Annotated in this window: 22 protein-coding genes; 17 read left to right on the forward strand and 5 right to left on the reverse strand. The window is 61.9% G+C overall.

Annotated features, from left to right (window positions below; genetic code table 11):
* Positions 1–176: 176 nt before the first annotated feature.
* From FH061_RS02525 to FH061_RS02560, 8 genes are all read left to right on the forward strand, one after another.
* On the forward strand, positions 177–1,001 hold the full coding sequence (locus FH061_RS02525; RefSeq protein WP_151632609.1) for a substrate-binding periplasmic protein: 825 nt from the start codon (positions 177–179) through the stop codon (positions 999–1,001).
* A 37-nt stretch (positions 1,002–1,038) separates the two neighbouring features.
* Entirely contained in the window at positions 1,039–2,712 is a 1,674-nt protein-coding gene (locus FH061_RS02530; RefSeq protein ID WP_151632611.1) for a GGDEF domain-containing response regulator, read from the forward strand.
* A gap of 184 nt (positions 2,713–2,896) precedes the next feature.
* Positions 2,897–4,462 carry a class I adenylate-forming enzyme family protein gene (locus tag FH061_RS02535; RefSeq protein WP_151632613.1) on the forward strand — a complete coding sequence of 522 codons (1,566 nt, stop codon included), beginning with the start codon at positions 2,897–2,899 and terminating at the stop codon, positions 4,460–4,462.
* Between the two features lie 97 nt (positions 4,463–4,559).
* Positions 4,560–5,423 carry an acyl-CoA thioesterase gene (locus FH061_RS02540; RefSeq protein ID WP_151632615.1) on the forward strand — a complete coding sequence of 288 codons (864 nt, stop codon included), beginning with the start codon at positions 4,560–4,562 and terminating at the stop codon, positions 5,421–5,423.
* Positions 5,424–5,479: 56 nt separating this feature from the next.
* Positions 5,480–6,253 (forward strand): TSUP family transporter, encoded by a 774-nt coding sequence (locus FH061_RS02545; protein WP_151632617.1) that lies wholly within the window; start codon positions 5,480–5,482, stop codon positions 6,251–6,253.
* A 154-nt stretch (positions 6,254–6,407) separates the two neighbouring features.
* Positions 6,408–7,406 (forward strand): LLM class flavin-dependent oxidoreductase, encoded by a 999-nt coding sequence (locus FH061_RS02550; RefSeq protein WP_151632619.1) that lies wholly within the window; start codon positions 6,408–6,410, stop codon positions 7,404–7,406.
* Positions 7,407–7,426: 20 nt separating this feature from the next.
* Positions 7,427–7,663 carry a hypothetical protein gene (locus FH061_RS02555; protein ID WP_151632621.1) on the forward strand — a complete coding sequence of 79 codons (237 nt, stop codon included), beginning with the start codon at positions 7,427–7,429 and terminating at the stop codon, positions 7,661–7,663.
* Between the two features lie 198 nt (positions 7,664–7,861).
* Positions 7,862–9,595 carry a monovalent cation:proton antiporter-2 (CPA2) family protein gene (locus FH061_RS02560; protein ID WP_151632623.1) on the forward strand — a complete coding sequence of 578 codons (1,734 nt, stop codon included), beginning with the start codon at positions 7,862–7,864 and terminating at the stop codon, positions 9,593–9,595.
* 24 nt (positions 9,596–9,619) lie between these two features.
* Here FH061_RS02560 and FH061_RS02565 read toward each other — a convergent pair whose 3' ends face one another.
* Positions 9,620–10,501: a response regulator gene (locus tag FH061_RS02565; RefSeq protein ID WP_151632625.1), complete on the reverse strand. Its 882-nt coding sequence runs from the start codon at positions 10,499–10,501 to the stop codon at positions 9,620–9,622.
* Positions 10,502–10,677: 176 nt separating this feature from the next.
* On the opposite strand from FH061_RS02565, the gene ltaE reads away from it, so the two are divergent.
* The 3 genes from ltaE to FH061_RS02580 all read left to right on the forward strand — a co-directional run bounded on the left by ltaE (position 10,678) and on the right by FH061_RS02580 (position 13,087).
* Entirely contained in the window at positions 10,678–11,745 is a 1,068-nt protein-coding gene (gene ltaE / locus FH061_RS02570; protein WP_151632627.1) for a low-specificity L-threonine aldolase, read from the forward strand.
* Between the two features lie 46 nt (positions 11,746–11,791).
* Positions 11,792–12,718, forward strand: a complete 927-nt coding sequence (locus FH061_RS02575; RefSeq protein WP_225984451.1) for a hypothetical protein — start codon at positions 11,792–11,794, stop codon at positions 12,716–12,718.
* Positions 12,719–12,844: 126 nt separating this feature from the next.
* Positions 12,845–13,087, forward strand: coding sequence for a DUF2061 domain-containing protein (locus tag FH061_RS02580; RefSeq protein ID WP_151632629.1), 243 nt, complete (start codon positions 12,845–12,847; stop codon positions 13,085–13,087).
* Between the two features lie 63 nt (positions 13,088–13,150).
* Here FH061_RS02580 and FH061_RS02585 read toward each other — a convergent pair whose 3' ends face one another.
* Positions 13,151–13,621 carry a Dps family protein gene (locus tag FH061_RS02585; protein WP_151632630.1) on the reverse strand — a complete coding sequence of 157 codons (471 nt, stop codon included), beginning with the start codon at positions 13,619–13,621 and terminating at the stop codon, positions 13,151–13,153.
* Between the two features lie 175 nt (positions 13,622–13,796).
* Between FH061_RS02585 and FH061_RS02590 the strand changes: the two genes are divergently transcribed.
* Positions 13,797–14,237: a GFA family protein gene (locus FH061_RS02590; RefSeq protein WP_151632632.1), complete on the forward strand. Its 441-nt coding sequence runs from the start codon at positions 13,797–13,799 to the stop codon at positions 14,235–14,237.
* A gap of 40 nt (positions 14,238–14,277) precedes the next feature.
* Here the strand turns inward: FH061_RS02590 and FH061_RS02595 are convergent, their stop codons facing one another.
* The gene (locus FH061_RS02595; RefSeq protein ID WP_151632634.1) at positions 14,278–16,695 is read right to left on the reverse strand and encodes a penicillin-binding protein 1A; all 2,418 of its coding nucleotides are present in this window, start codon (positions 16,693–16,695) and stop codon (positions 14,278–14,280) included.
* A 317-nt stretch (positions 16,696–17,012) separates the two neighbouring features.
* On the opposite strand from FH061_RS02595, the gene FH061_RS02600 reads away from it, so the two are divergent.
* The 4 genes from FH061_RS02600 (at position 17,013) to FH061_RS02615 (ending at position 18,415) form a co-directional block, all read left to right on the forward strand.
* A complete protein-coding gene (locus FH061_RS02600) occupies positions 17,013–17,405 on the forward strand; it encodes a hypothetical protein (RefSeq protein WP_151632636.1) in 393 nt (130 codons plus the stop codon).
* 1 nt (position 17,406) lies between these two features.
* Positions 17,407–17,664, forward strand: coding sequence for a DUF5985 family protein (locus FH061_RS02605; protein ID WP_151632638.1), 258 nt, complete (start codon positions 17,407–17,409; stop codon positions 17,662–17,664).
* Between the two features lie 4 nt (positions 17,665–17,668).
* On the forward strand, positions 17,669–17,929 hold the full coding sequence (locus FH061_RS02610; RefSeq protein ID WP_225984452.1) for a DUF5985 family protein: 261 nt from the start codon (positions 17,669–17,671) through the stop codon (positions 17,927–17,929).
* A 63-nt stretch (positions 17,930–17,992) separates the two neighbouring features.
* Positions 17,993–18,415, forward strand: coding sequence for a hypothetical protein (locus FH061_RS02615; RefSeq protein ID WP_151632640.1), 423 nt, complete (start codon positions 17,993–17,995; stop codon positions 18,413–18,415).
* A gap of 107 nt (positions 18,416–18,522) precedes the next feature.
* Here the strand turns inward: FH061_RS02615 and FH061_RS02620 are convergent, their stop codons facing one another.
* Entirely contained in the window at positions 18,523–18,951 is a 429-nt protein-coding gene (locus FH061_RS02620; protein WP_151632642.1) for a hypothetical protein, read from the reverse strand.
* A gap of 14 nt (positions 18,952–18,965) precedes the next feature.
* A complete protein-coding gene (locus FH061_RS02625; RefSeq protein ID WP_151632643.1) occupies positions 18,966–19,283 on the reverse strand; it encodes a hypothetical protein in 318 nt (105 codons plus the stop codon).
* A gap of 177 nt (positions 19,284–19,460) precedes the next feature.
* Here FH061_RS02625 and FH061_RS02630 point away from each other — a divergent pair, with 177 nt between their 5' ends.
* On the forward strand, positions 19,461–20,438 hold the full coding sequence (locus tag FH061_RS02630; protein WP_151632645.1) for a LysR family transcriptional regulator: 978 nt from the start codon (positions 19,461–19,463) through the stop codon (positions 20,436–20,438).
* Position 20,439: the final 1 nt, after the last annotated feature.

The raw sequence follows: 20,439 nt of genomic DNA on the forward strand, positions 1-20,439 counted from the left end.
GTCCGGGCTCCGGAAAATGTGGCGAATTGCCAGGAATTTCGCCTTTTCCCGCAAGACATACTATTAGCTCTGGGCTACACTCTTCCCATAGACATGGGATAGGCGGATGCACTGCACGACAAGGCGGGCTGATCGGAGATGCGAATGCTTTTTCGTGAAAGCATGAAGGAACAAGGATGAGGCGCGGACTGCGCGGCATGTCGCACGGCCTTTTCATGGCCCTGGCGTGCTCGGCGCTGCCGGCCGGCGCTGCTGGTGTCGTTGGTGCCTTGGGTGCCTCGGGTGCCGACGCACCCAAGGTCATGCGTCTTGCCAGCCTGGAATGGCTGCCGTATGTCGGCGCCGCGCTGGACAGGCAGGGATGGTCGGGCCATATCGTATCACTGGCATCCCGGCCGGAAGGATACCAGGTAAAGATCGATTATTTTCCCTGGACGCGTGCGGTGCAGCTGGGCATGCGCGATGCGCAGTATGCCGGGTACTTTCCCGCGTATTACACCGTTGAACGGGCGCGCCTGTGCCATTTCTCGCTGCCCATCGGCAGCAGTACCGTCGGCTTCGCCTATCTGAAGGACACGCCGCCGAGCTGGAATGCCCTTCAGGATCTGGCCCACCTCAAGATTGGCGTCGTCGCCGGATTTTCCAACGGGCCGGTGTTCGACAATCTGGTAAGCGAAGGCAAGCTGACAGTCGACGCCTCACCCAACGACATGCTCAACCTGCGCAAGCTGCTGGCCGGACGAGTCGATACGGTAGTCATCGACAAGCTGGTAATGCGGTATCTGCTGCTGAGCGAGCCAAGTCTCGCGCGCGAGCGCGGCCGCATTGCCTTTCATGAAAAGCCTCTGGCGGAACTGCCCCTTCATGTGTGTTTCCAGCGGACGCCGGAGGGAAGGGAAATGCAGCAGGCATTCAACAGGAGCGTGCGGGACATGTCCCTGAAGAAGCTCGAAAGCGATTACTTTCAGCAGCTTGAGCGCAAGGCGCCGGCTGTGCAATGAAACCAGAGGCTCAGCCCGCATCGTCCTCACTATTGTCATGAACAACCAAGACCAAGCCGACGATCTTGAACAAACGCTACGCGCGATCGAAGCCGCTTATGCGGCCAACCTGCCGTCACGGCTGGACAGCCTGCGCGAGGCGCTTGATCTGTGCATCCAGCACCCGGACGTGCCCGGCCATCTCAATGCGCTGCTGATCAAGCTGCATGGTCTGGCGGGATCGGCCGGCACCTTCGGCTTCGCCAAGCTGGGCCAGCAGGCCAGTGAACTGGAAATCCGGCTGACCGCCTGCATCAAGGGCAGCGCGCCCTCCGGCAAGGATTTTTCGCCGGTTGCCGCCGGCATCCGGAAATTGCTGCGCTGGGCCGCCATCGATCCCAATGACGGCGAAATTGAACAGGACACCCAGGACACGCAGGAAGGCGTCGCGGCCACTCCTGCCGCCGACAGCGAGCCCGATGTCGGGCGCCTGATCTATCTGGTGCATGACAATGGCGAATCGGTCGCCGATATGGCCGCCCAGTTCCAGTATTTCGGCTATGAAGTCGTAACTGTCGGCGGACTGGACGAACTGGCGCTGGCAATCCGCGTCCGGCCGCCGGCGGCGGTGGTGATGGATCTGGCTTTTCCTGCCGGGATCCTGGCAGGCGCCGAGCAGATCGCCCGCATCAAGGCGGGCTGCCGGCAACGCTTTGCCGTCATCTTCATTTCCACCCGCAGCACTTTCGAGGCACGCCTGGCAACGGTAAAGGCGGGTGCCGACGGCTATTTCTCCAAGCCGCTGGACATGGTGGCGCTGGTCGACCTGATCGACCGGCTGGTCGCGCGCGACGAGGAAAAGGCCGGCCGCATCCTGATCGTCGATGACGAAGTGGAAACCGCCGACTATCACGCCACGCTGCTGCGCCAGGCCGGCATGGACGTGCGCACGCTGTACCACGTGGAAGACATCCTGCAGGTGATGGGTGAATACCGCCCCGAGCTGATCCTGATGGATGTCTACATGCCTGCCTGCGACGGCATCGACGTCGCACGCGTCATTCGCCAGGATGCAATGTATCTCGACGTGCCCATCGTCTTCCTGTCGAGCGACAGCAATCTGGACAATCAGCTCAATGCCATCGCGTCCGGCGCCGACGAATTTCTCACCAAGCCGATCCGGCCGCTGCACCTGATCTCCGCCGTGACCAGCCGCGTCAAGCGCAATCGCGAACTGCGCAGCCTGATCATGCGCGACAGCCTGACCGGCCTGTTCAATCACTCGGCGGTGAAGGAACACCTGGTGCGGGAGCTGGCCACGGCGCGCCGCATGCAGAAGCCGCTGTCGCTGGCCATGCTCGACATCGACCGTTTCAAGAGCGTCAACGATACCTACGGCCATCCCGTCGGGGACCAGGTCATCCGGGCGCTGTCGCGCCTGCTGCAGCAGCGTCTGCGCCGCAGCGACATCATCGGACGCTACGGCGGCGAGGAATTCGTGGTCATCATGCCGCATACCACGGCGGCCGCGGCGGTGCCGGTGCTCGACCAGATCCGCGCCTCCTTCTCCAATATCCGCCATCATGCGGAGCACCAGGATTTCACTTCCAGCTTTTCCGGCGGCGTGGCTGAAATCGCGCCGGACAGTGATGCCGAGGAATTGCTGCGGCGGGCCGACGCGGCGCTGTACCTGGCGAAGGATGGCGGTCGCAACAAGATCATCCAGGACTGAGCTTGCCATGCCGCCGTGCAGGCCGGCTTTGCCGTGGCACCCGACAAGTTCTCTCCGGGCATTCTTTGGCTTGGTCTTGTTTCGCTCTGCGGTTTTTTAACGTGAAAATTGAAACTGGAATAGTATGGAGGCCGAGCGCACTCCCGCGCCGCCTTGTTTCCTCCATTTTCCGCAGATGAACAGCATGAGCGATCCACTCCATATCGACACCATCCTCGAAGACAGCTTTCATACCCTGCCGTATCTCATCCACCTGCATGCGAAGGCGCGGCCGGATCATCCGGCGCTGGTGCAGGACGGGAAAACACTAAGCTATGCCGAACTCGACCAGCTGATGGATCGGGTCGCGGCGGCGCTGCAGCGCGACGGCATCCAGCCGCGGGACGCCATCGCCATCTGCGCCGGCACTTCGCTGTTCTATGCGGCGGTCTTCCTCGGCAGCCTGCGCGCCGGCGTCGCGGTGGCGCCGCTGGCGCCGTCATCGTCGCCGGAAAGCCTGGTCGGCATGGCCGGGGATGCGGATGCGAAGCTGCTGTTCGTCGACCATGCGGTCGCGCAGCAGCTGGTTCCGGTACGCGGCCAGCTGTTCATGCCGGTCATCGCGCTCGACGGCAGCGACGCCGGCCGGGCGATCGAAGACTGGCTGGCGCCGGCGGGCAGCCGGCCGCAGGCGGTGGATGTCCAGCCCGACTGGGCGTTCAACATCATTTATTCCTCCGGCACCACCGGCGCGCCCAAGGGCATCGTGCAGCCGCATTCGATGCGCTGGACCCATGTGCAGCGCGGTCGCATCAATGGCTACGACGAGAACGCGGTGACGCTGATCTCGACGCCGCTGTATTCCAACACCACGCTGGTCTGCTTCTTCCCGACCGTATCGCTCGGCGGCACGGTGGTGATGATGGCCAAGTTCGACGCCGGCGCTTACCTGTCGCTGGCGCAGCAGCATCGCGTCACGCATACCATGCTGGTGCCGGTGCAGTACCAGCGCATCATGGCGCGCGAGGATTTCGGCCAATTCGACCTGTCGTCATTCCGCATGAAGTTCTGCACCAGCGCGCCGTTCTCGGCGGCGCTGAAGGCCGATATCCTGAAGCGCTGGCCGGGCGGGCTGATCGAGTATTACGGCATGACCGAGGGCGGCGGCACCTGCGTGCTGGCCGCTCATGAGCATCCGGACAAGCTGCACACGGTCGGCCAGCCGGCGCCGGGCCACGACATCCGGCTGATCGACGATGCCGGCCGCGAAGTCGGGCCGGGCGAACTCGGCGAAGTGGTCGGCCATTCGTCGGCGATGATGGCCGGCTACCACAAGCAGCCGCAGAAGACGGCCGAGGCGGAATGGTTCGATCCGAGCGGCAAGCGCTTCATCCGCACCGGCGACATCGGCCGCTTCGACGCCGACGGCTTCCTGACGCTGATGGACCGCAAGAAGGACATGATCATTTCCGGCGGCTTCAATGTCTATCCTAGCGACCTGGAAGCGGTGCTGCACCAGCATCCCGACGTGGTCGAGGCGGCGGTGGTCGGCATGCCGTCGGTGAAGTGGGGCGAAACCCCGGTCGCCTTTGTTGTGGTAAAAACAGGGTCGGCGCTGGATGCGCCGGCGCTGCGCGCCTGGGCCAATGAGAGGCTGGGCAAGACGCAGCGGCTGGCCGCCGTGGAACTGGCCGAGGTCCTGCCGCGCAGCGCCATCGGCAAGGTGCTCAAGCGCGAGCTGCGCGACGGCTTCAAGGCAAAGCTCGATTGACGCCAGGCTGGGAGGCCGGCGGCGCCGGACACCGGAAACGCCGGAAACATCGGCAACGCGCCGGAATTTTCATTTGAACAACTCGAACAAAGAAACAATGCAGGATCCCTCTCTTTTCAATACGCAGGAAGTGCTCGACCTGCTCAAGCTGGAGCAGATCGGCACCGACTGCTACCGCGGCCAGAGCCATTTCATGGGCAGCCCGAACGTGTTCGGCGGCCAGGTCGTCGGCCAGTCGCTGTATGCGGCGGGCATCACGGTGCCCGAGCGGCGCGTGCATTCGCTGCATTCGATGTTTCTTCTGCCCGGCAATTTCCGTTTGCCGATCGACTATGAAGTGGAAAGGGTGCGCGACGGCGGCTCCTTCAGCACGCGGCGCGTGGTGGCCTCGCAGGAGGGGCGGCGCATTTTCGTGATGTCGGCTTCCTTCCAGCAGGAAGAGGAAGGCCTGTCGCACCAGAGGCCGGCTCCCGCTTCGTCGGACCCGGAAACCATTGCCTCCAACATCGAGGAATGGAAACGGATGCCGCCGAACCCGAAGCGCCCGTTCATGCCGACGCCGGTCGACTTCCGCGCCGATTTCCAGGGCGACATCCTGAGCGGCAACGAAGGCAAGACCACCCGCCAGATCTGGACGCGCGCGCCCATCGAACTGCCGCAGGACCGGCTGATGCATGAAGCGCTGTTCGGCTATGTGTCGGACTACGGCCTGCTGTGGACCGCGCTGCAGCCGCACGGCATCCGCGTCGGCGATCCGCGCCTGCAGATCGCCAGCCTCGATCACACCATCTGGTTCCACCGTCCGTTCCGCATGGATGAATGGCTGCTGTTTTCCATGGAAACGCCGAATGCCTCCGGCGGCCGCGGCCTGTGCTTCGGCCATGTCTACGACCGCCAGGGGGGGCTGGTGGCCAGCATGGCGCAGGAAGGCCTGATCCGCCTGCGCAACAAGCAGTCCTGATAACAACAAGCCGCCATGGCAGGCTTGGCCTGCTTGCGCTTCCCATAGGAACTGGAATGGATTTTGTCTTGTCGCCGGAGATTCTTGCCGGCTTGTTCGCGGCCGCCGCGATCGCGGGTTTCGTCGATGCCATCGCCGGCGGCGGCGGGCTGATCACCATCCCGGTGCTGCTGCTGGCACAGGTGCCGCCGCTCCATGCGCTGGCCACCAACAAGCTGCAGGGCAGCTTCGGCTCGCTGACGGCCTCGCTGATGGTCTTGCGGCGCCGGCTGGTGCGCTGGTCGGAAATGCGGCTGCTGTTCGTCTGTTCGCTGGTCGGCTCGGCCATCGGCGCTTTCGCGGTGCAGTTCGTGAGCGCCCAGACGCTGGACATCGTGATTCCCATCGTGCTGGTCAGCATCGCCATGTATTTCCTGCTGGCCCCGAATGCCGGTTCGGTGGAAAAGAAGCCGCGCGTCAACGAAGCCGCTTACCGCGGCATGGTGGTGCCGGGCATCGGTTTCTATGACGGCATGTTCGGGCCGGGCACCGGCTCCTTCTTCTCGCTGGCCGGCGTGGCGCTGCGCGGCCACAACCTGCTGACCGCCACGGCCCAGGCCAAGGTACTTAATTTCGCCAGCAACATCGCATCGCTGGTGGTCTTCATCGCCGGCGGCAAGGTGCTGTGGACCGCCGGCGCGGCCATGATTGCCGGCCAGGTGCTGGGCGCCTGGGGCGGCTCCCATGCGATGGTGCGCGGCGGAACCAAGCTGATCCGGCCGATGATCGTGACGGTCTGCGTGGTGATGCTGGGCCGCTATCTGTGGCAGAAGGGCATGCTGTCATTCTGACAAGCCGCCGGCCGGCTGCCCGGGAAGCTGGCAAAGAGTGCTTGCGGGATGCTTGCATACGCGGAAGCCGTGCCCATGTAACTACTCCATACTTTTGTGCCGCGAACGGTCGCCGGTTGTCACCGGCGGTCATCCATGACAAGGCTTGCATGCCATGAAACAACTCAAGCAGACTCCGCTCTCGATTCTCGACCTGTCGCCCATCACCCAGGGCAGCACCGCCGCCGACGCCTTCCGGCGCACGCTCGATCTGGCACAGCATGCCGAACGCTGGGGTTACAACCGTTACTGGCTGGCCGAGCATCACGGCATGCCCGGCATCGCCAGCGCCGCGACCTCCATCCTGATCAGCCATGTCGCCGCGCATACCTCGCGCATCCGCGTCGGTTCCGGCGGCATCATGGTGTCCAACCACGCGCCGCTGGTCATCGCCGAGCAGTTCGGCACGCTCGAATCGCTCTATCCGGGCCGCATCGATCTCGGACTCGGACGGGCGCCGGGTTCCAACCAGCTGACCGCCCGCGCGCTGCGCCGCACCCTGCAGGGCGATGATGAATTCCCGCAGCAGCTGGCCGAACTGCGCGCCTACCTGCAGCCGGAAACCAGCGCGCCGCGCGTACGCGCCGTGCCGGGAGAGGGGCTGGACATTCCGATCTGGCTGCTCGGCTCCAGCGATTTCAGCGCCCAGCTGGCAGGCCATCTCGGCCTGCCCTTCGCCTTCGCCGGGCAGTTCTCGCCGGCCTACATGCAGACCGCGCTGACGCTGTACCGCGACCGCTTCCAGCCCTCCGAAGTGCTGGACAAGCCGTATGCGATGGTCGGCCTCAATATTTTCGCCGCCGAGTCCGAGGAAGAAGCGCGCTTCCTGTCCACCTCGCACCAGCAAAGCCATGTCAACCTGCTGCGCGGCACTCCGGGGCAGATCCCGCCGCCGGTCAGGAGCATGGACGGCCTCTGGTCACCGCCGGAGCAGGCGTCGGTGCAGGCCACGCTGCGCGCCTCCATCATCGGCGACCAGGCCATGGTGCGCGAGCAGTTGCAGTCCTTCCTCGATGCCACCCAGGCGGATGAACTCATCATCAATTCCATGATCTTCGATCATGCGGCCCGCCTGCGTTCCTATGACATCATCGCGCAGGCCTGGCAGGGCTGAACACGGCAGCGGAGACAGCGATGTACATGGTGTACTGGACGGAAGTCGCCAATGGCGAATCCTGCGCGCAGGGCAAGGATTTTCCCTCGGAAGAGATGGGCAGCGCCCTGAAGTTCATGGAAGAACTGCGCACCCGGCAAAGAGCGGGCGAAGGCATCTGCTTCGTCACCATGTCGTCGGAGAATCCGGATTCGGTCGGTCATCCCGGCGCGGCCGATCCGTCGCCGGATTACAACTGGAAAAAGCGCAGGCGCTGAGACGAGACGCGGCCCATTGCGCAATACCCGTGCAATTTGCTCGGGGTTAAGGCGGGCAAGATATGCCAAACTTGGAGCGCCGGGCGGATTCCATGTCCGCCCGGCGCTCTTTTTTGCTCGGTCGGATTCGCATCTTGCCTTGGCTTGCTGCCGGGCGTGCAATCCGATCCCTCCGTCGCTTTTCCGGGAATCTTTGAAGTGGAAGTCCATCAGGCCCTGCCTTATCTGCGCGAAACCATCCTGTTCCTTGCCCTGACCGGGGTGCTTATTCCGCTGCTGCAGCGTTTTCGCATCAACCAGGTGCTGGGCTTTCTTGCCGCCGGCACGCTGGTCGGGCCTTTCGGCCTCGGCCTGTGGACGCAGGACATGCCTGCCCTGGCCAATTTCACCTTTCCCGACCGCAGCGGCGTTGCCGCGCTGGCGGAATTCGGCGTGCTGTTCCTGATGTTCATGATCGGCCTGGAGTTGTCCGCCGAGCGCCTCTGGGCGCTGCGCCGCTGGGTATTCGGCGCCGGCACGGCCCAGGTGCTGGTGAGCGCCGCGCTGATCGGGATGCTGGCATGGCTGTTCGGCAATCCGGTGGAGGTGGCCGTGATTCTCGGCTTCGTGCTGTCGCTGTCCTCCACCGCGGTGGTGATGCAATTGATGAACGAGCAGCGCACGCTCGGCACGCCGCTGGGCCGCGCCGGCTTTTCCATGCTGATGCTGCAGGATCTGGCGGTGGTGCCGCTTCTGATCCTGATGGGCGTGCTGGCCAAGGGCAGCAGTGAAGGCGTGGCGACGCTGGCGTTGCTGACGATGCTCAAATCCGTCGGCGCCATCCTGCTGATCTACCTGCTCGGCAGGCGCGTGATCCGGCCGCTGTTCCTGGCTTTCGCCCGCCAGCGCCAGCCCGACGTGTTCATGGCGCTGACCCTGCTGAGCACGCTCGGCATCGCGGCGCTGACCGAGATGGCGGGACTGTCAATGGCGCTCGGCGCCTTCCTTGCCGGCCTGCTGCTGGCGGAAACCGAATTCAAGCATGAGGTGGAAGTCACCATCGAGCCGTTCAAGGGCTTGCTGATGGGCCTGTTCTTCATGTCGGTGGGGATGGCGATCGATGTCCGGGAAGTGGCGAAGTCGCCCTTCTTGCTGCCGTTGTCGGTGCTCGGCCTGTTTGCCATCAAGACCGCGGTGATCGCACTGATTCTGCGCATCGGCGGCTTTGGCTGGGGCAGGGCGCTCGAGGGCGGCACGCTGCTCGGCCAGGGCGGGGAATTCACCTTCATCGTGGTGGGCCAGGCGATTGCCACGCAACTGATGCCGGAGCCAACCGGGCAGTTCATCATGCTGGTGGTCAGCTTGAGCCTGTTTGCCACGCCGATGGTAGCCAAGGCCGGCCAGCTGCTGAGGGCCTGGCTGGAACATCATGTGCCGCCGGTGCCCGGCGGCGCGGAAGATGCGCCACAGCCGGCGGCCGGCCGCATCATCATTGCCGGCTACGGACGCGTCGGGCAACTGGTCGGGCAGATGGCGGCGGCGCAGGATATTCCCTATGTGGCCTTTGAAACCGATGCGCGCGTGGTCAGCAAGCTGCATGCGCTCGGCCTGCCGGTATATTTCGGCGATGCCGCCCGCCTGGAGCTGCTGCGCACCGTCAAGGCGGAAGAGGCCGCCGCGATCGTGCTGACAATGGATCATCCGGCATCGGCGCTGCATGCGGTCAAGGCGATACGGCGCGAATATGCGCACATTCCGATCTATGCGCGCTCGCGCGACGAAAAGCACGCGGTGGCCTTGCGGCATGCGGGCGCAACGAAAGTCATTCCCGAAACGCTGGAAGCCGGCCTGCAACTGTCGGCCCTCGTGCTGCAGGGCCTCGGCATGTCCGAGGGCGGCACGGCCCATGTGATCCAGATGGAGCGCGAACGGCGCATCGAAGAGATCAGCTGACGCTGCAGGCACTGCCAGCCGCTGCTAGCCGGTCCTCGCCAGCAGGGCCTGCGCGGTGTCGCGCGCGCTCGGCAGGAAGCGGGCGATCGTGGACAGCAGTTCATCCTCGCCGACCGGCTTGCCGAGATAGGCGTCGCAGCCGGCCCAGCTGCCGCGGAACTTGTCGAACGCCGATGCCCGGCTGCTGAGCATGACCACCGCCGCATCGCGTGTGGCGCTGCTGGACTTGATGCGCTTGCATACCTGGTAGCCGTCCATGCCGGGCATCAGGATATCGAGAAAGATGCAGGTGTAGGACTTTGCCTGCGCCATGTCGATGGCCTTCTCGCCGTTTTCCGCATAATCGACATCGAACTGGAACGGCGTCAGCCTGGAGCGCATGAAGGCGCGCACCGTGGCGCTGTCGTCGACCACCAGCACCGATTCCTGCAGGCGGCGTTCCTCGAACAGCGGCCGGTGCGGCGCGTGGCGGTCGCAGGCACGGCGCGAAATGCCGCCACGCCATTCGGTACCGCCTGCCGCGCCGTTTGCATTGCAGCGCCGGGCGCGTTCATTGATGGCCAGGCGCATCTGCAGATCAAGCTGCTCGAATAAACGCATCCAGTGAATCGGCTTGGTTACCAGAGGCCAGGCCAGCGCATCCTGCTGCCGGCCGATCAGCACCGCCGGCACATGCACGCTCGGCGCGCGCGCGTTCAACTGCCACATCGCCAGCGGATTGTCGGCATTGACCAGGTAGATGTCGGTGCGCTCCTGCGGCGCGGCGGCTTCGACATAGTGGAAAGGCCTGCGGCCAGTCAGGCGGAAGGTAGAAATCAGCAGGCTTTTTTCGGCATCGCTGAAGCCGATGGTCTCGAGAACGAAGCGCTGTGCCGCTGAAGAGTCGTGATGAGATGAAGATGCCATTTTGATGGAAGATGACTGCAATTGCCAGAAAGAAAAAGTATTTTGCCGCCATGAATTAACTAAATGATAACAGAGGCGATGCGTCCTTTCGCCACTTTCTGTTTCACATTCCTTGTGCCGCAGGATTTTTGCAAAACACCGATAATGTCGGTTCGCAAATTTGTAGGAAGCTCACCATGATCGATTTTCGTAGCGACACCGTGACGCAGCCGACTCCGGCAATGAAGCAGGCGATGCTGGAAGCGCCGCTCGGAGATGATGTATTCGGCGACGATCCGACCATCAACCGCCTGCAGGACATGGCGGCCGACATGCTGGGGTTCGAGGCGGCGCTGTTCGCGCCCAGCGGCACGCAGACCAACCTGATCGCGCTGATGGCGCACTGCCAGCGCGGCGAGGAAGCCATCGTCGGCCAGCAGTGGCATACCTACCGCTGGGAGGCGGGTGGCATGGCGGTGCTTGGTTCGATTCAGCCGCAGCCGCTGGAAAACCAGCCGGACGGCACCATCGCCCTGGCCGATATCGAGGCGGCCATCAAGGTCGACGATCCGCATTTCGCCCGCACCCGGCTGATCGTCATTGAAAACACCCACGGCGGCAAGGTGCTGCCGCCCGCCTACATGCGCGACGTGCAGGCGCTGGCGGAACGGCACGGACTGCGCACCCATATCGATGGCGCACGGCTGTTCAATGCCGCGGTCGCCAGTGCCGGCGAAGGCGGCGATCCCGTCGTCCAGGCGCGCCAACTGTGCAAGTCCTACGATTCGCTGTCGCTGTGCCTGTCCAAGGGCCTCGGCGCGCCTGTCGGTTCGCTGCTCCTCGGTTCAAGGGAATTCATCGCACGGGCAAGGCGGGTGCGCAAGATGCTGGGGGGCGGCATGCGCCAGGCCGGCGTGCTGGCGGCGGCGGGAATTTATGCGCTGGAAAACAACGTCCGGCGGATGGCCGAGGACCACGCCAACGCGCAACTGCTGGTGCAGGGACTTGGCAAGGCGGTTGACGCGCATCCCAGGCTGGCGGGCAAGGCGAACGTGCATCCGGCGCAGACCAATATCGTGTTCTTCGACATCGACGCCGACATCGCCGATGCCTTCATCGCCCATCTGGCGGCCAACGATATCCGCGTCACCAGCGGCTATTACAAAACCAGGGAAAAAGCCATGAAACGCATTCGCTGGGTCACCCATCTGGATGTCGGACGCAGCGATGTCGAGCGCGCGCTGGATGCGGTAACGCGCTTCTGACTTTCCTCCTCGGCTTCATCTGCCTGGCGGAATTTTTCCGCCGGGCATGACCGTTCTCTTCAAGGATTCTTTCCAAAGAATCTACTCAGGTCTTCATCAGACACCGCACTCACCTGCGTTCATTGATAGCTGGCAACAACATTCTGTATTTTCCTTCAACGTTTCATTAACTTCGCTCATTTCCAAGAAAAAATCTGGAACTGGTGCAATACATGGCAGTCACATGCGCCTGTATGCCGTGCAATTTTGCGTCAGTGAAAACTTGCCGGTTGTTCTTGCTTTCCATAGGAAACACATAGTGAAGAAAACGTTTGCAGCTTTAGGTTTGATCGCAGGATGGATGATGACAAGTACTTCCCATGCCGAAGTCGGTGTGGCGGGCGAAATAGGAACAACGGGTATCGGCTTCCATGCCAGCATTCCCGTGCAGCCGAATCTGAATGCCCGCCTCGGGCTTGGATACCTTGGTTATTCCTACAGTGGCAGCACCAGCGACATGGACTACAAGCTCAAGCTCAAGGCCAATACCTATGATGCGCTGCTCGACTGGTATCCGAACGCGGACAGTTCCTTTCGGGTGACCACCGGTCTCGCCTACAACGGCAACAAGATCGATGTCGATGCCCAGCCCAACGCGGCGGGCAGCTATACGATCAATGGCCGCAGCTATAGTGCCGGCAGCGTCGGGCAGGTGACCGGCAAGGTCAGCTTCAACAAGATCGCCCCTTATCTTGGCATCGGCTGGGGCCGTCCCTCCAGCAAAGACAAGGGCTGGTCATTCTCCACCGATATCGGCGTTCTGCTGCAGGGCTCGCCGCGCACGACGCTCAGCAACACCGGCTGTGGCGCGGCATCAGCGGTCTGCACCCAATTCACCAACGATCTTGCGCGCGAAAACGAACAGTTGCAGGACGAGGTAAAGCGGTTCAAGGCTTACCCGGTGCTGCGTGTCGGCGTCAGCTATAAGTTCTGACATTCATGATATAGAAAAATACTATTAAATTTCCTTGATAAATCAATTTGTTCTATCAAACGCGAATCATTATCATCTGCTGCATGAAGTCTGTGAAGTCTGGATTCGCAAGGAAAGGGATAGAACATGGTTATTGCCGCTAAAACTGTCAGTCAGATCGCCGTTCACATGGCTGTGGCCTTCATCACCATGTATGTCGTGACCGGCTCCATTGCCTTCGGCGGACTTGCCGCCCTGCTTGAACCGATCTGCAATGTCATCGTGATGCCTTTCCACGAAAAGTTGTGGGAACGCATCCGCCAGAGAATGGAAGAGCGCAAACCGGCCCCGGGCGCTTCCTCCAGTGCAGCCATGCCCGCCGCGATGTAGTGCATCAAAAGCGGGCCAGATGCCGCAAGGCAGCCGGCCACATTACCGGATACCTCGCCGGCATTAGTTCTCCAATAGCGAGCGCAGCATCCACGCCGTCTTTTCATGGATCTGCATGCGCTGCGTCAGCAAGTCGGCGGTCGGCTCATCCGACGCCTGATCCACGGCCTTGAACATCGACCGCGCGGTACGGATGACCGCTTCCTGATCCTGTACCAGCTGGCGGATCATTTCCTGTGCATTGGGCACCCCGTCCGGCTCCTTGATCGTGGACAGCCGCGAGAAATCGCCGTAGGTGCCTGGCGCGAAACTGCCCAGCGCACGTATCCGTTCCGCGATCACGTCCACCGCGGCGGCCAGTTCGGTGTACTGGGTTTCAAACATCAGATGCAATGTCTGAAACATGGGGCCCGTCACATTCCAGTGAAAATTGTGCGTCTTCAGATACAGCGTATAGGTGTCGGCCAGGAGGCGCGACAAGCCGTCGACGATGCTGCGGCGATCCTGTTCGGAAATTCCGATATCCATTTCCATGCTTCACTCTCCTGTCGGGTTGTGGGTTGTAGGGTTGTAGGGTTGTAGGGTTGCCAACCCTACGACCGCTTGCCCTGTCCGGGGTTCGGCCGGGTTCCGCGGCACCGGGGCGGACCGTGGCAGATTTTTGCGCGGCTGCCGTGGTCTACATGAGGTGGAATCAAGGAGGCCTGCCATGATGAAGGACTATTCAGGCGGTTGCGCATGCGGGGCAGTACGCTTCAGGTGTGCCGCAGCCCCGCTTGCGATGTACAACTGCCATTGCCGCAGTTGCCAGCTCGCAAGCGGAAGCGCATGGGCGCCATTGCTCGTGGTGGCCGGACATGCATTGCGGATCGAAGGCAATCCGAAACAGCACCGGCCGCAGAGGTCAAGAGGCAACCATGCAACCCGCGCTTTCTGCCCCGAATGCGGCTCATCCCTGTTCGCACTGGCCGACAACAATCCCTCCGTGATGCTGGTGCATGCCGCAGCCCTGGACTCCCCGGATACCTTCAAGCCGGTGGCCGATATCTGGACCGTCGACGCACTGCCGTGGGTGCGCATGGATCGGCATATTCCGAAGATGTTCAAGTCGCCGCCGATACTGGAGCCGGAGGACGAAGTCACGTTGTGACCGCGCCCGACGGGGGGAATCCATTAGCAGGGACGATCGATTACTGTCCAGGTGCGGGGAAAAGGTCGCCGCCCGCGTTCCAGGTGCCGGCCGGGGTGCTGCCGCTGCTCTCGACAGGTATGCCGGACGATGCCGACTGGCGTCCGCTGTCGCCAAGAAAGCGGCCGAGTTCGTCTTCGCCCTGCGATGCGACGGGCGCGCGCACGCGTGCGGCGGTCGGCGCCTCCTGCTCCTGTCCCGCAGGTCCGACCACGACGGTGGTGCCGTTCTGCTGGATCACTCCATAGCCGGGCGGCGGCATCGGCTGCATGTTTTCCGTGACGCGGTTGATCCAGTCTTCCGACGGCTCCTTGACGATCATGGGCGGCGGACGCTTGGGCTGGGGGAACTTGGCCTTGGTATCGATCATCTTGGCCTTGAGCGTGTCACGAAAGAAGTCGCCCACCAGCAGGAGGGCATTGTGGCCGCCCTGGCCCCAGTAGTCGCTGCGCATGGCGACGCGCGAGTCGTTGAAACCGACCCAGGCGCCGGCCACCAGGCGCGGATGCATCAGGATGAACCAGCCGTCGGTATTGTTTTGCGTGGTGCCGGTCTTGCCGGCGATGTCGGCGACGATATTGAAGCGGTTGCGCACTTCCGTGCCGGTGCCGTAGCGCACTACGCCGCGCATCATGTCAATCAGCTCGACCGCGGTCTCCTCCGACATGACGCGCTCGGGTTCGGAACCGAATTCGGCGATCACATTGCCATGGCGATCGGCGATCTTGCGCACCACGACCGGCTTGCGATATTCGCCCACCCTGGCAATGGTCGAATAGGCGGACACCATTTCAAACAGCGTGACCGGACTGGTGCCGAGCGACAGGGAGGGCACGGGATCGAGCCGGCTGTTCTCGATGCCGACCGCCCGCGCCAGGCGCAGCACATTGGGCAGGCCGACGTCCTGCATGACTTGCGCCGTGATGGTGTTTTTTGAATACACCAGCCCTTCGCGCAGGCTCATCATGCGATTGCTGAAGCCGGACATGTCGGTCGGCCGCCACACGCCGCCGTCCACCAGCCGGATCTCGACCTGACCATCCGGATAGATGCGGTCCGGACGCAGCCCCTGCTCCAGTGCCGCTCCGTAGACGATGGGCTTGAAGGTGGAGCCCGGCTGGCGTTCCGCCTGGGCGACATGGTCGAACTGATCGCGCTCGAAATCGCGGCTGCCTACCCATGCCTTGACTTCGCCGCTCACCGGATCCATCGCCAGAAAGCCGGCCTCGAGCCGGGTCTTGCCGTCCTGCAGGCGCGTCATGAACTTTTCGTTGGCCTTCAGGCTGGCCAGCACGTCTTCGTCCGCGCGGCCGGCCGCGACCGCTTTCTTGTATTCGCCGGTCTCGCGAATAAAGGTATCGAGCAGGTCGGCGCGCTCTTTCCAGAAGTGGCTGAACGGCTCGACCTTCTTGCGCAGCGCGGCATAGGCGGTCGGCGTATGCGAGGCAACGCGGCTGGTCTTGCTTCCCCATTCCACGTCGGCGATGTCCTGCAGCACCTTGGCCTGACGTTCCACCGAAGCTTCGGCCGCCTTCTGCAGCTTGTCGTCCAGCGTGCTGTAGATGGTCAGGCCGTCGGTGTACAGGTTGTAGTCGTTGGCATCGGCCCATTCCAGCATCTGGCGCCGCACATAGCCGGCGAAATGGGGCGCCGAGCCGAGCGGATCAGGCTGGCGCGTCAGCTTCACCTGCAGCGGCTGTTCGCGCAGCGCCTGATATTCATCCGCGGAAAGCACGCCGTGCTTGTGCATTTGCGCCAGCACCACGTTGCGCCTCTTCTGCGCGCGGTCGGGATTGAGGATGGGATTGTAGTAGCTGGTGCCCTTGAGCATGCCGACCAGCGTTGCGCTTTCCAGCACGTCGAGGTCGGTCGCCGGCTTGTCGTAATAAGTGCGGGCTGCCATCTCGATGCCGATCACGTTGTACAGGAAAGGCACGCTGTTGAGGTAGGTTTCCAGGATCTGGTCCTTGCCGTAGGCCTTTTCTATCTTGATCGCGGTGATGATTTCCCTGACCTTGCGCTCGACGGTGCGGGAGCGGCCGATTTCCTCGGGAAAGACGTTGCGCACCAGCTGCTGGGTGATCGTGGAGCCGCCCTGGGCATCGCCGCGCAGCGTATGCACGATGGCAGACAGGCTGCGGCTGATGTCGATGCCCGGGTGATCGTAAAAACGGTGGTCTTCGGTGGCGATGAGCGCCTTGAGGACATGCGGCGAGATCTGCGCCAGGGTCACCTGCTCCTGATGTCCGCGGGCGAATGTGGCCAGATGCGTCCCCTCGGCCGACAGCAGTACGCTCGGCTGCGCATCCCGCACGGCTTTCAGGTCCTCGATGCCTGGCGTGGTCGGCGCAATCTTGGCAATATAACTGCTGATCGCCACCGCAACCGCCACCAGCATCGTAAAAAGGAGCGCTGTCATGGTGAGAACGACGCGCTTCACTATGCGACGGCCCCGGTGCGGGGCAGGTTGATGCGGCTTGGGAAACTGATGCGGATTTGGCTTGGGCTTACTCTTGTTGTCCACCTTTGGTGCCTTTTCGATAAGATCGATATTTTGGACAAAAGGCACCTTGTTTGGTTTTACCCATTTATTGGAAAAAGCTTAACGACTTCCCAGGATTCCGTCACTTCAACTTGAGCCATATCAAGTCCGATCTTCATCAAGAAGACATATGTTAGCGGGCTCAGTAAGATGCTGTTTCTTTACTGCATCTTTGCTTGCATGCAATTTGCCGGATGATCAAAGCCTCTGCCATTGCTGATGACGTACGCCGCTTCGTGCTGACCAGTATTCCTTCGATTCCTTATCTCGAAGCGATGCTGCTGCTGCGCAATGAGGAAGGCAAAGGCTGGGACCACCGCATTCTTGCGCAACGCCTCTACCTGAGCGAAAAGACTGCCGCCGGACTGCTCGCCGAATTGCACGAAGCAGGCATCCTCCGCACCGAAGGCCAAGATCCGGTGCTTTATTTTTATGCGCCCGATTCGGATAGTCTGCGTACCATCATCGACCGTGTGGCTGCAACCTATTCGACACATCTGGTCGAAATCACCAATCTGATTCATTCCACTTCCGCACGGAAGGCGCAGCAATTTGCCGATGCCTTCAAATGGCGAAAGGATTCCTGACATGCCCGCCATCATTTATTCGCTATGCGCGATCACGTCGATGCTATGTACCTGGATGCTGCTGCGCGCCTACCGGCGCAACGGTTACCGTCTGCTGTTCTGGAGCGGCCTGTGCTTCGCCGGCATGTCCGTCAACAACATCCTGCTGATCCTGGACCGGATCGTGTTTCCAACCACGGTCGACCTGATTCCCTGGCGCCTGGCTTCGGCCCTGATTGCCTTGCTGCCGCTGCTGTACGGCCTGATCTGGGAAGAATGAGAACATGATGAATACTATGCTGCTCGGCGCGATCGTCATGGCTTCATCCGTTGTCGGCCTGTTTTTCCTGCGCTTCTGGCGTAGTACCGGAGACCGCTTCTTCCTATTCTTTGCGCTGTCCTTCTTCATCGATGCGCTCAATCGGCTGATACTCGGCCCTTCCAGCCAGATGGAAGACAATACGCCGTTCTATTACCTGATCCGCTTGGTCAGCTATGGCCTGATCCTGTTTGCGATCTATGACAAGAACCGGCCCAAGACCTGACTTCCGGGTCTATCATGGAAGTCGCCAGCTCTGCTGCACAAGCCGATAAGGAAATTGCAATTCATGTCGCGCGACCTTTCCTGCTATTACCTTGATGAGCCCCTGTGCGAAGCGGAACTGGACTTTGCCGGCGGCATATTGCTTGGTCCGTGGGCAAGGTTTCGTACGGGAGCCTCGGCGCTGACGCAAAAACGCGTGCCTGCCGTACTGCCGCTGCCCGACGACCATGGTGTGTACGGGCAGACGCGGGAAGAGCGCGCCCGCATAGTCGGTGCCAATTTGCGTCATGCGGGCATACGCCAGGACAACGGGCGCCAAGTGGTTTGGGTCATGCCGCATGACAAGGAATGGGATGCCATCTTCCAGTTCGCCATCCGCAAGGAGACCGGGTACGGCCCCTATGTCGTGCAGCGTGCTGCGGACGAAAGCGACATGCAGAACGGCATGCGCGTTATTGATACCCACATGCTGTTAAGCCGGCTGTGACGCGGAGACCGGAAGAGTAGACCGCTGAGGGTGAGCGCATGAAATGGCATGAAAAAACCCTGCGGGCTTGCACCGGCAGGGTTTGAAGGCGAGCAACGCTGAAAGATTCAAGCGAGATAGTCGTGCCGGGGCCGCAATCCACGCAGGACGCTACGGCCGGCATGGAGCTGCTCGGTGACGGCGGCAATATCTCCATAGCCCAAACCTTGCTGCCAATCCATGCGGGCCACGGCCAGACCACGGATCTTGCGTGCCAGCAAACTTGCCACATACACCAGAGGAAACAGCAGCGGCCACAGCGTGAGCCAGCTTTCCAGCCAGCCGTGCAATTCGACACCAACAGCATCGATCGCCAAGCCGTGCAGCAGTACGCTGACCAGGAGGCTGGCAGCGCCGCTGAAGCATAGCGCCGGCATCATGGAAGCCAGGCTGCGCGAATGGCGTACAAACTGGGCGCATTCGATCAGCAGGCGCGGTGATTCAGCCGGATTATCTGAAACAGCAGAAGCGCTGGCAGAACGCGACAACGTATACATGCGACCGGTCTCCGTTAATTGCGCGATGCCAGGGCACGCAGTTCACTGGCCAGATTCGGATGCACCCCATCAAGGTCGCGCGCCATGCTGTTGAGCATCAGGATGCTGCGCAGCGTGCTGCGGGCGGAACGCTGTTCCAGGGTTTGACGCGGCTTGAGCACCAGAAGGCCGGCGCGAAGCAGGCCGATGAGCAGAGGCTTGAAAGCGACCAGTACGGCGGCAAGCAGGCTCAGTCCCAGCATCGGGCGGATGATTCCAACGAAATTCCCGGCAAATGCCTGTATCGTCGGCAACGCGGCTTCAATCGGAAAAGCGATGGATAACAACGACATGATTTACTCCCAATATTTTTGCTTGCTACTATCTTCTTTTGCTGCATTGCAGTATAAGTAGGAAGAAGTTATAAAACCAATTTACATTTTGCATATCAGCTATACTTCACATGAATATCAATGGCTGATCTGGTGATTTGTTTTATTTCTTGAGGCCTTTTCCTTACGAGCCAGACTATGAGTTTCCTTACCCTTGACCTGAACCTGTTGCGTGTTTTTGATGCGGTAATGACCGAACAAAACCTGACGCGCGCCGCCAGCCGTCTGGCAATGACGCAACCAGCCGTATCAAATGCGCTGCGCCGGTTGAGGGATGCCCTGGGTGATGAACTGCTGATTCGCACCGCGCACGGCGTCAAGCCGACCCTCCGGGCGGAAACCCTGTGGCCCGCGGTGCGCCGCGCGCTGTCCGAGCTGGAAGAAGCCATTACTCCGGAACAGAATTTCGACATCGCAACCGCGAGCAACACCTTTCGCATGGCAATGGCCGATGCCACAGCCGCACTCTGGCTTCCGGCGCTGGTGCGTTCCATCGAGCGCGAAGCGCCGGGCCTGACCATCCGCATGGTGCCGCTGACCACACGCGAGCCGCGGCCGATGCTGCTGCGCGGTGATATCGATCTGGCGGTCGGATTCTTCCCTGGCGTGGTGGCCCAGTTGGCCGGAGGGCAGGGCGCCTCGGTATCGCCCATCCGCCATGAACAGCTGTATTCCGGGCATTACGTCTGCGTAATGCGCAAGAACCATCCGCTGGCGAAAGAAGAGCTGACGCTGGACAGCTACTGCGCGGCCAATCATTTGCTGGTGAGTTTCTCGGGCAGGGCGCACGGCCTGATTGATGAAACCCTGGCGCAGCTCGGGCGCGAACGCCGCATCCTGCTGACCGTCAACCAGTTCTTCACCGCCGGCCGCGTGGTGGCGACTTCGGATCTGATTACCGTATTGCCGCGCCACCTGATTGCGTCGACCGGCATCACCGGCGCGCTGATCACCAAGGAGCTGCCGTTCGCCACGCCGAACGTGCATGTGGACATGTTGTGGCATGAGCGGGATACCCGCAGCCCGGCGCATAAATGGCTGCGTTCCCATCTGAGCGGCACAACCAGCGAAAATTTCATCAAGCTGAGCACCACTGCCGAGAAGCGCGCGGTCTGAT

Origin of the sequence: Noviherbaspirillum aerium (assembly GCF_008929045.1) — a bacterium.
GTDB classification, from domain to species: Bacteria; Pseudomonadota; Gammaproteobacteria; order Burkholderiales; family Burkholderiaceae_D; genus Noviherbaspirillum; species Noviherbaspirillum aerium.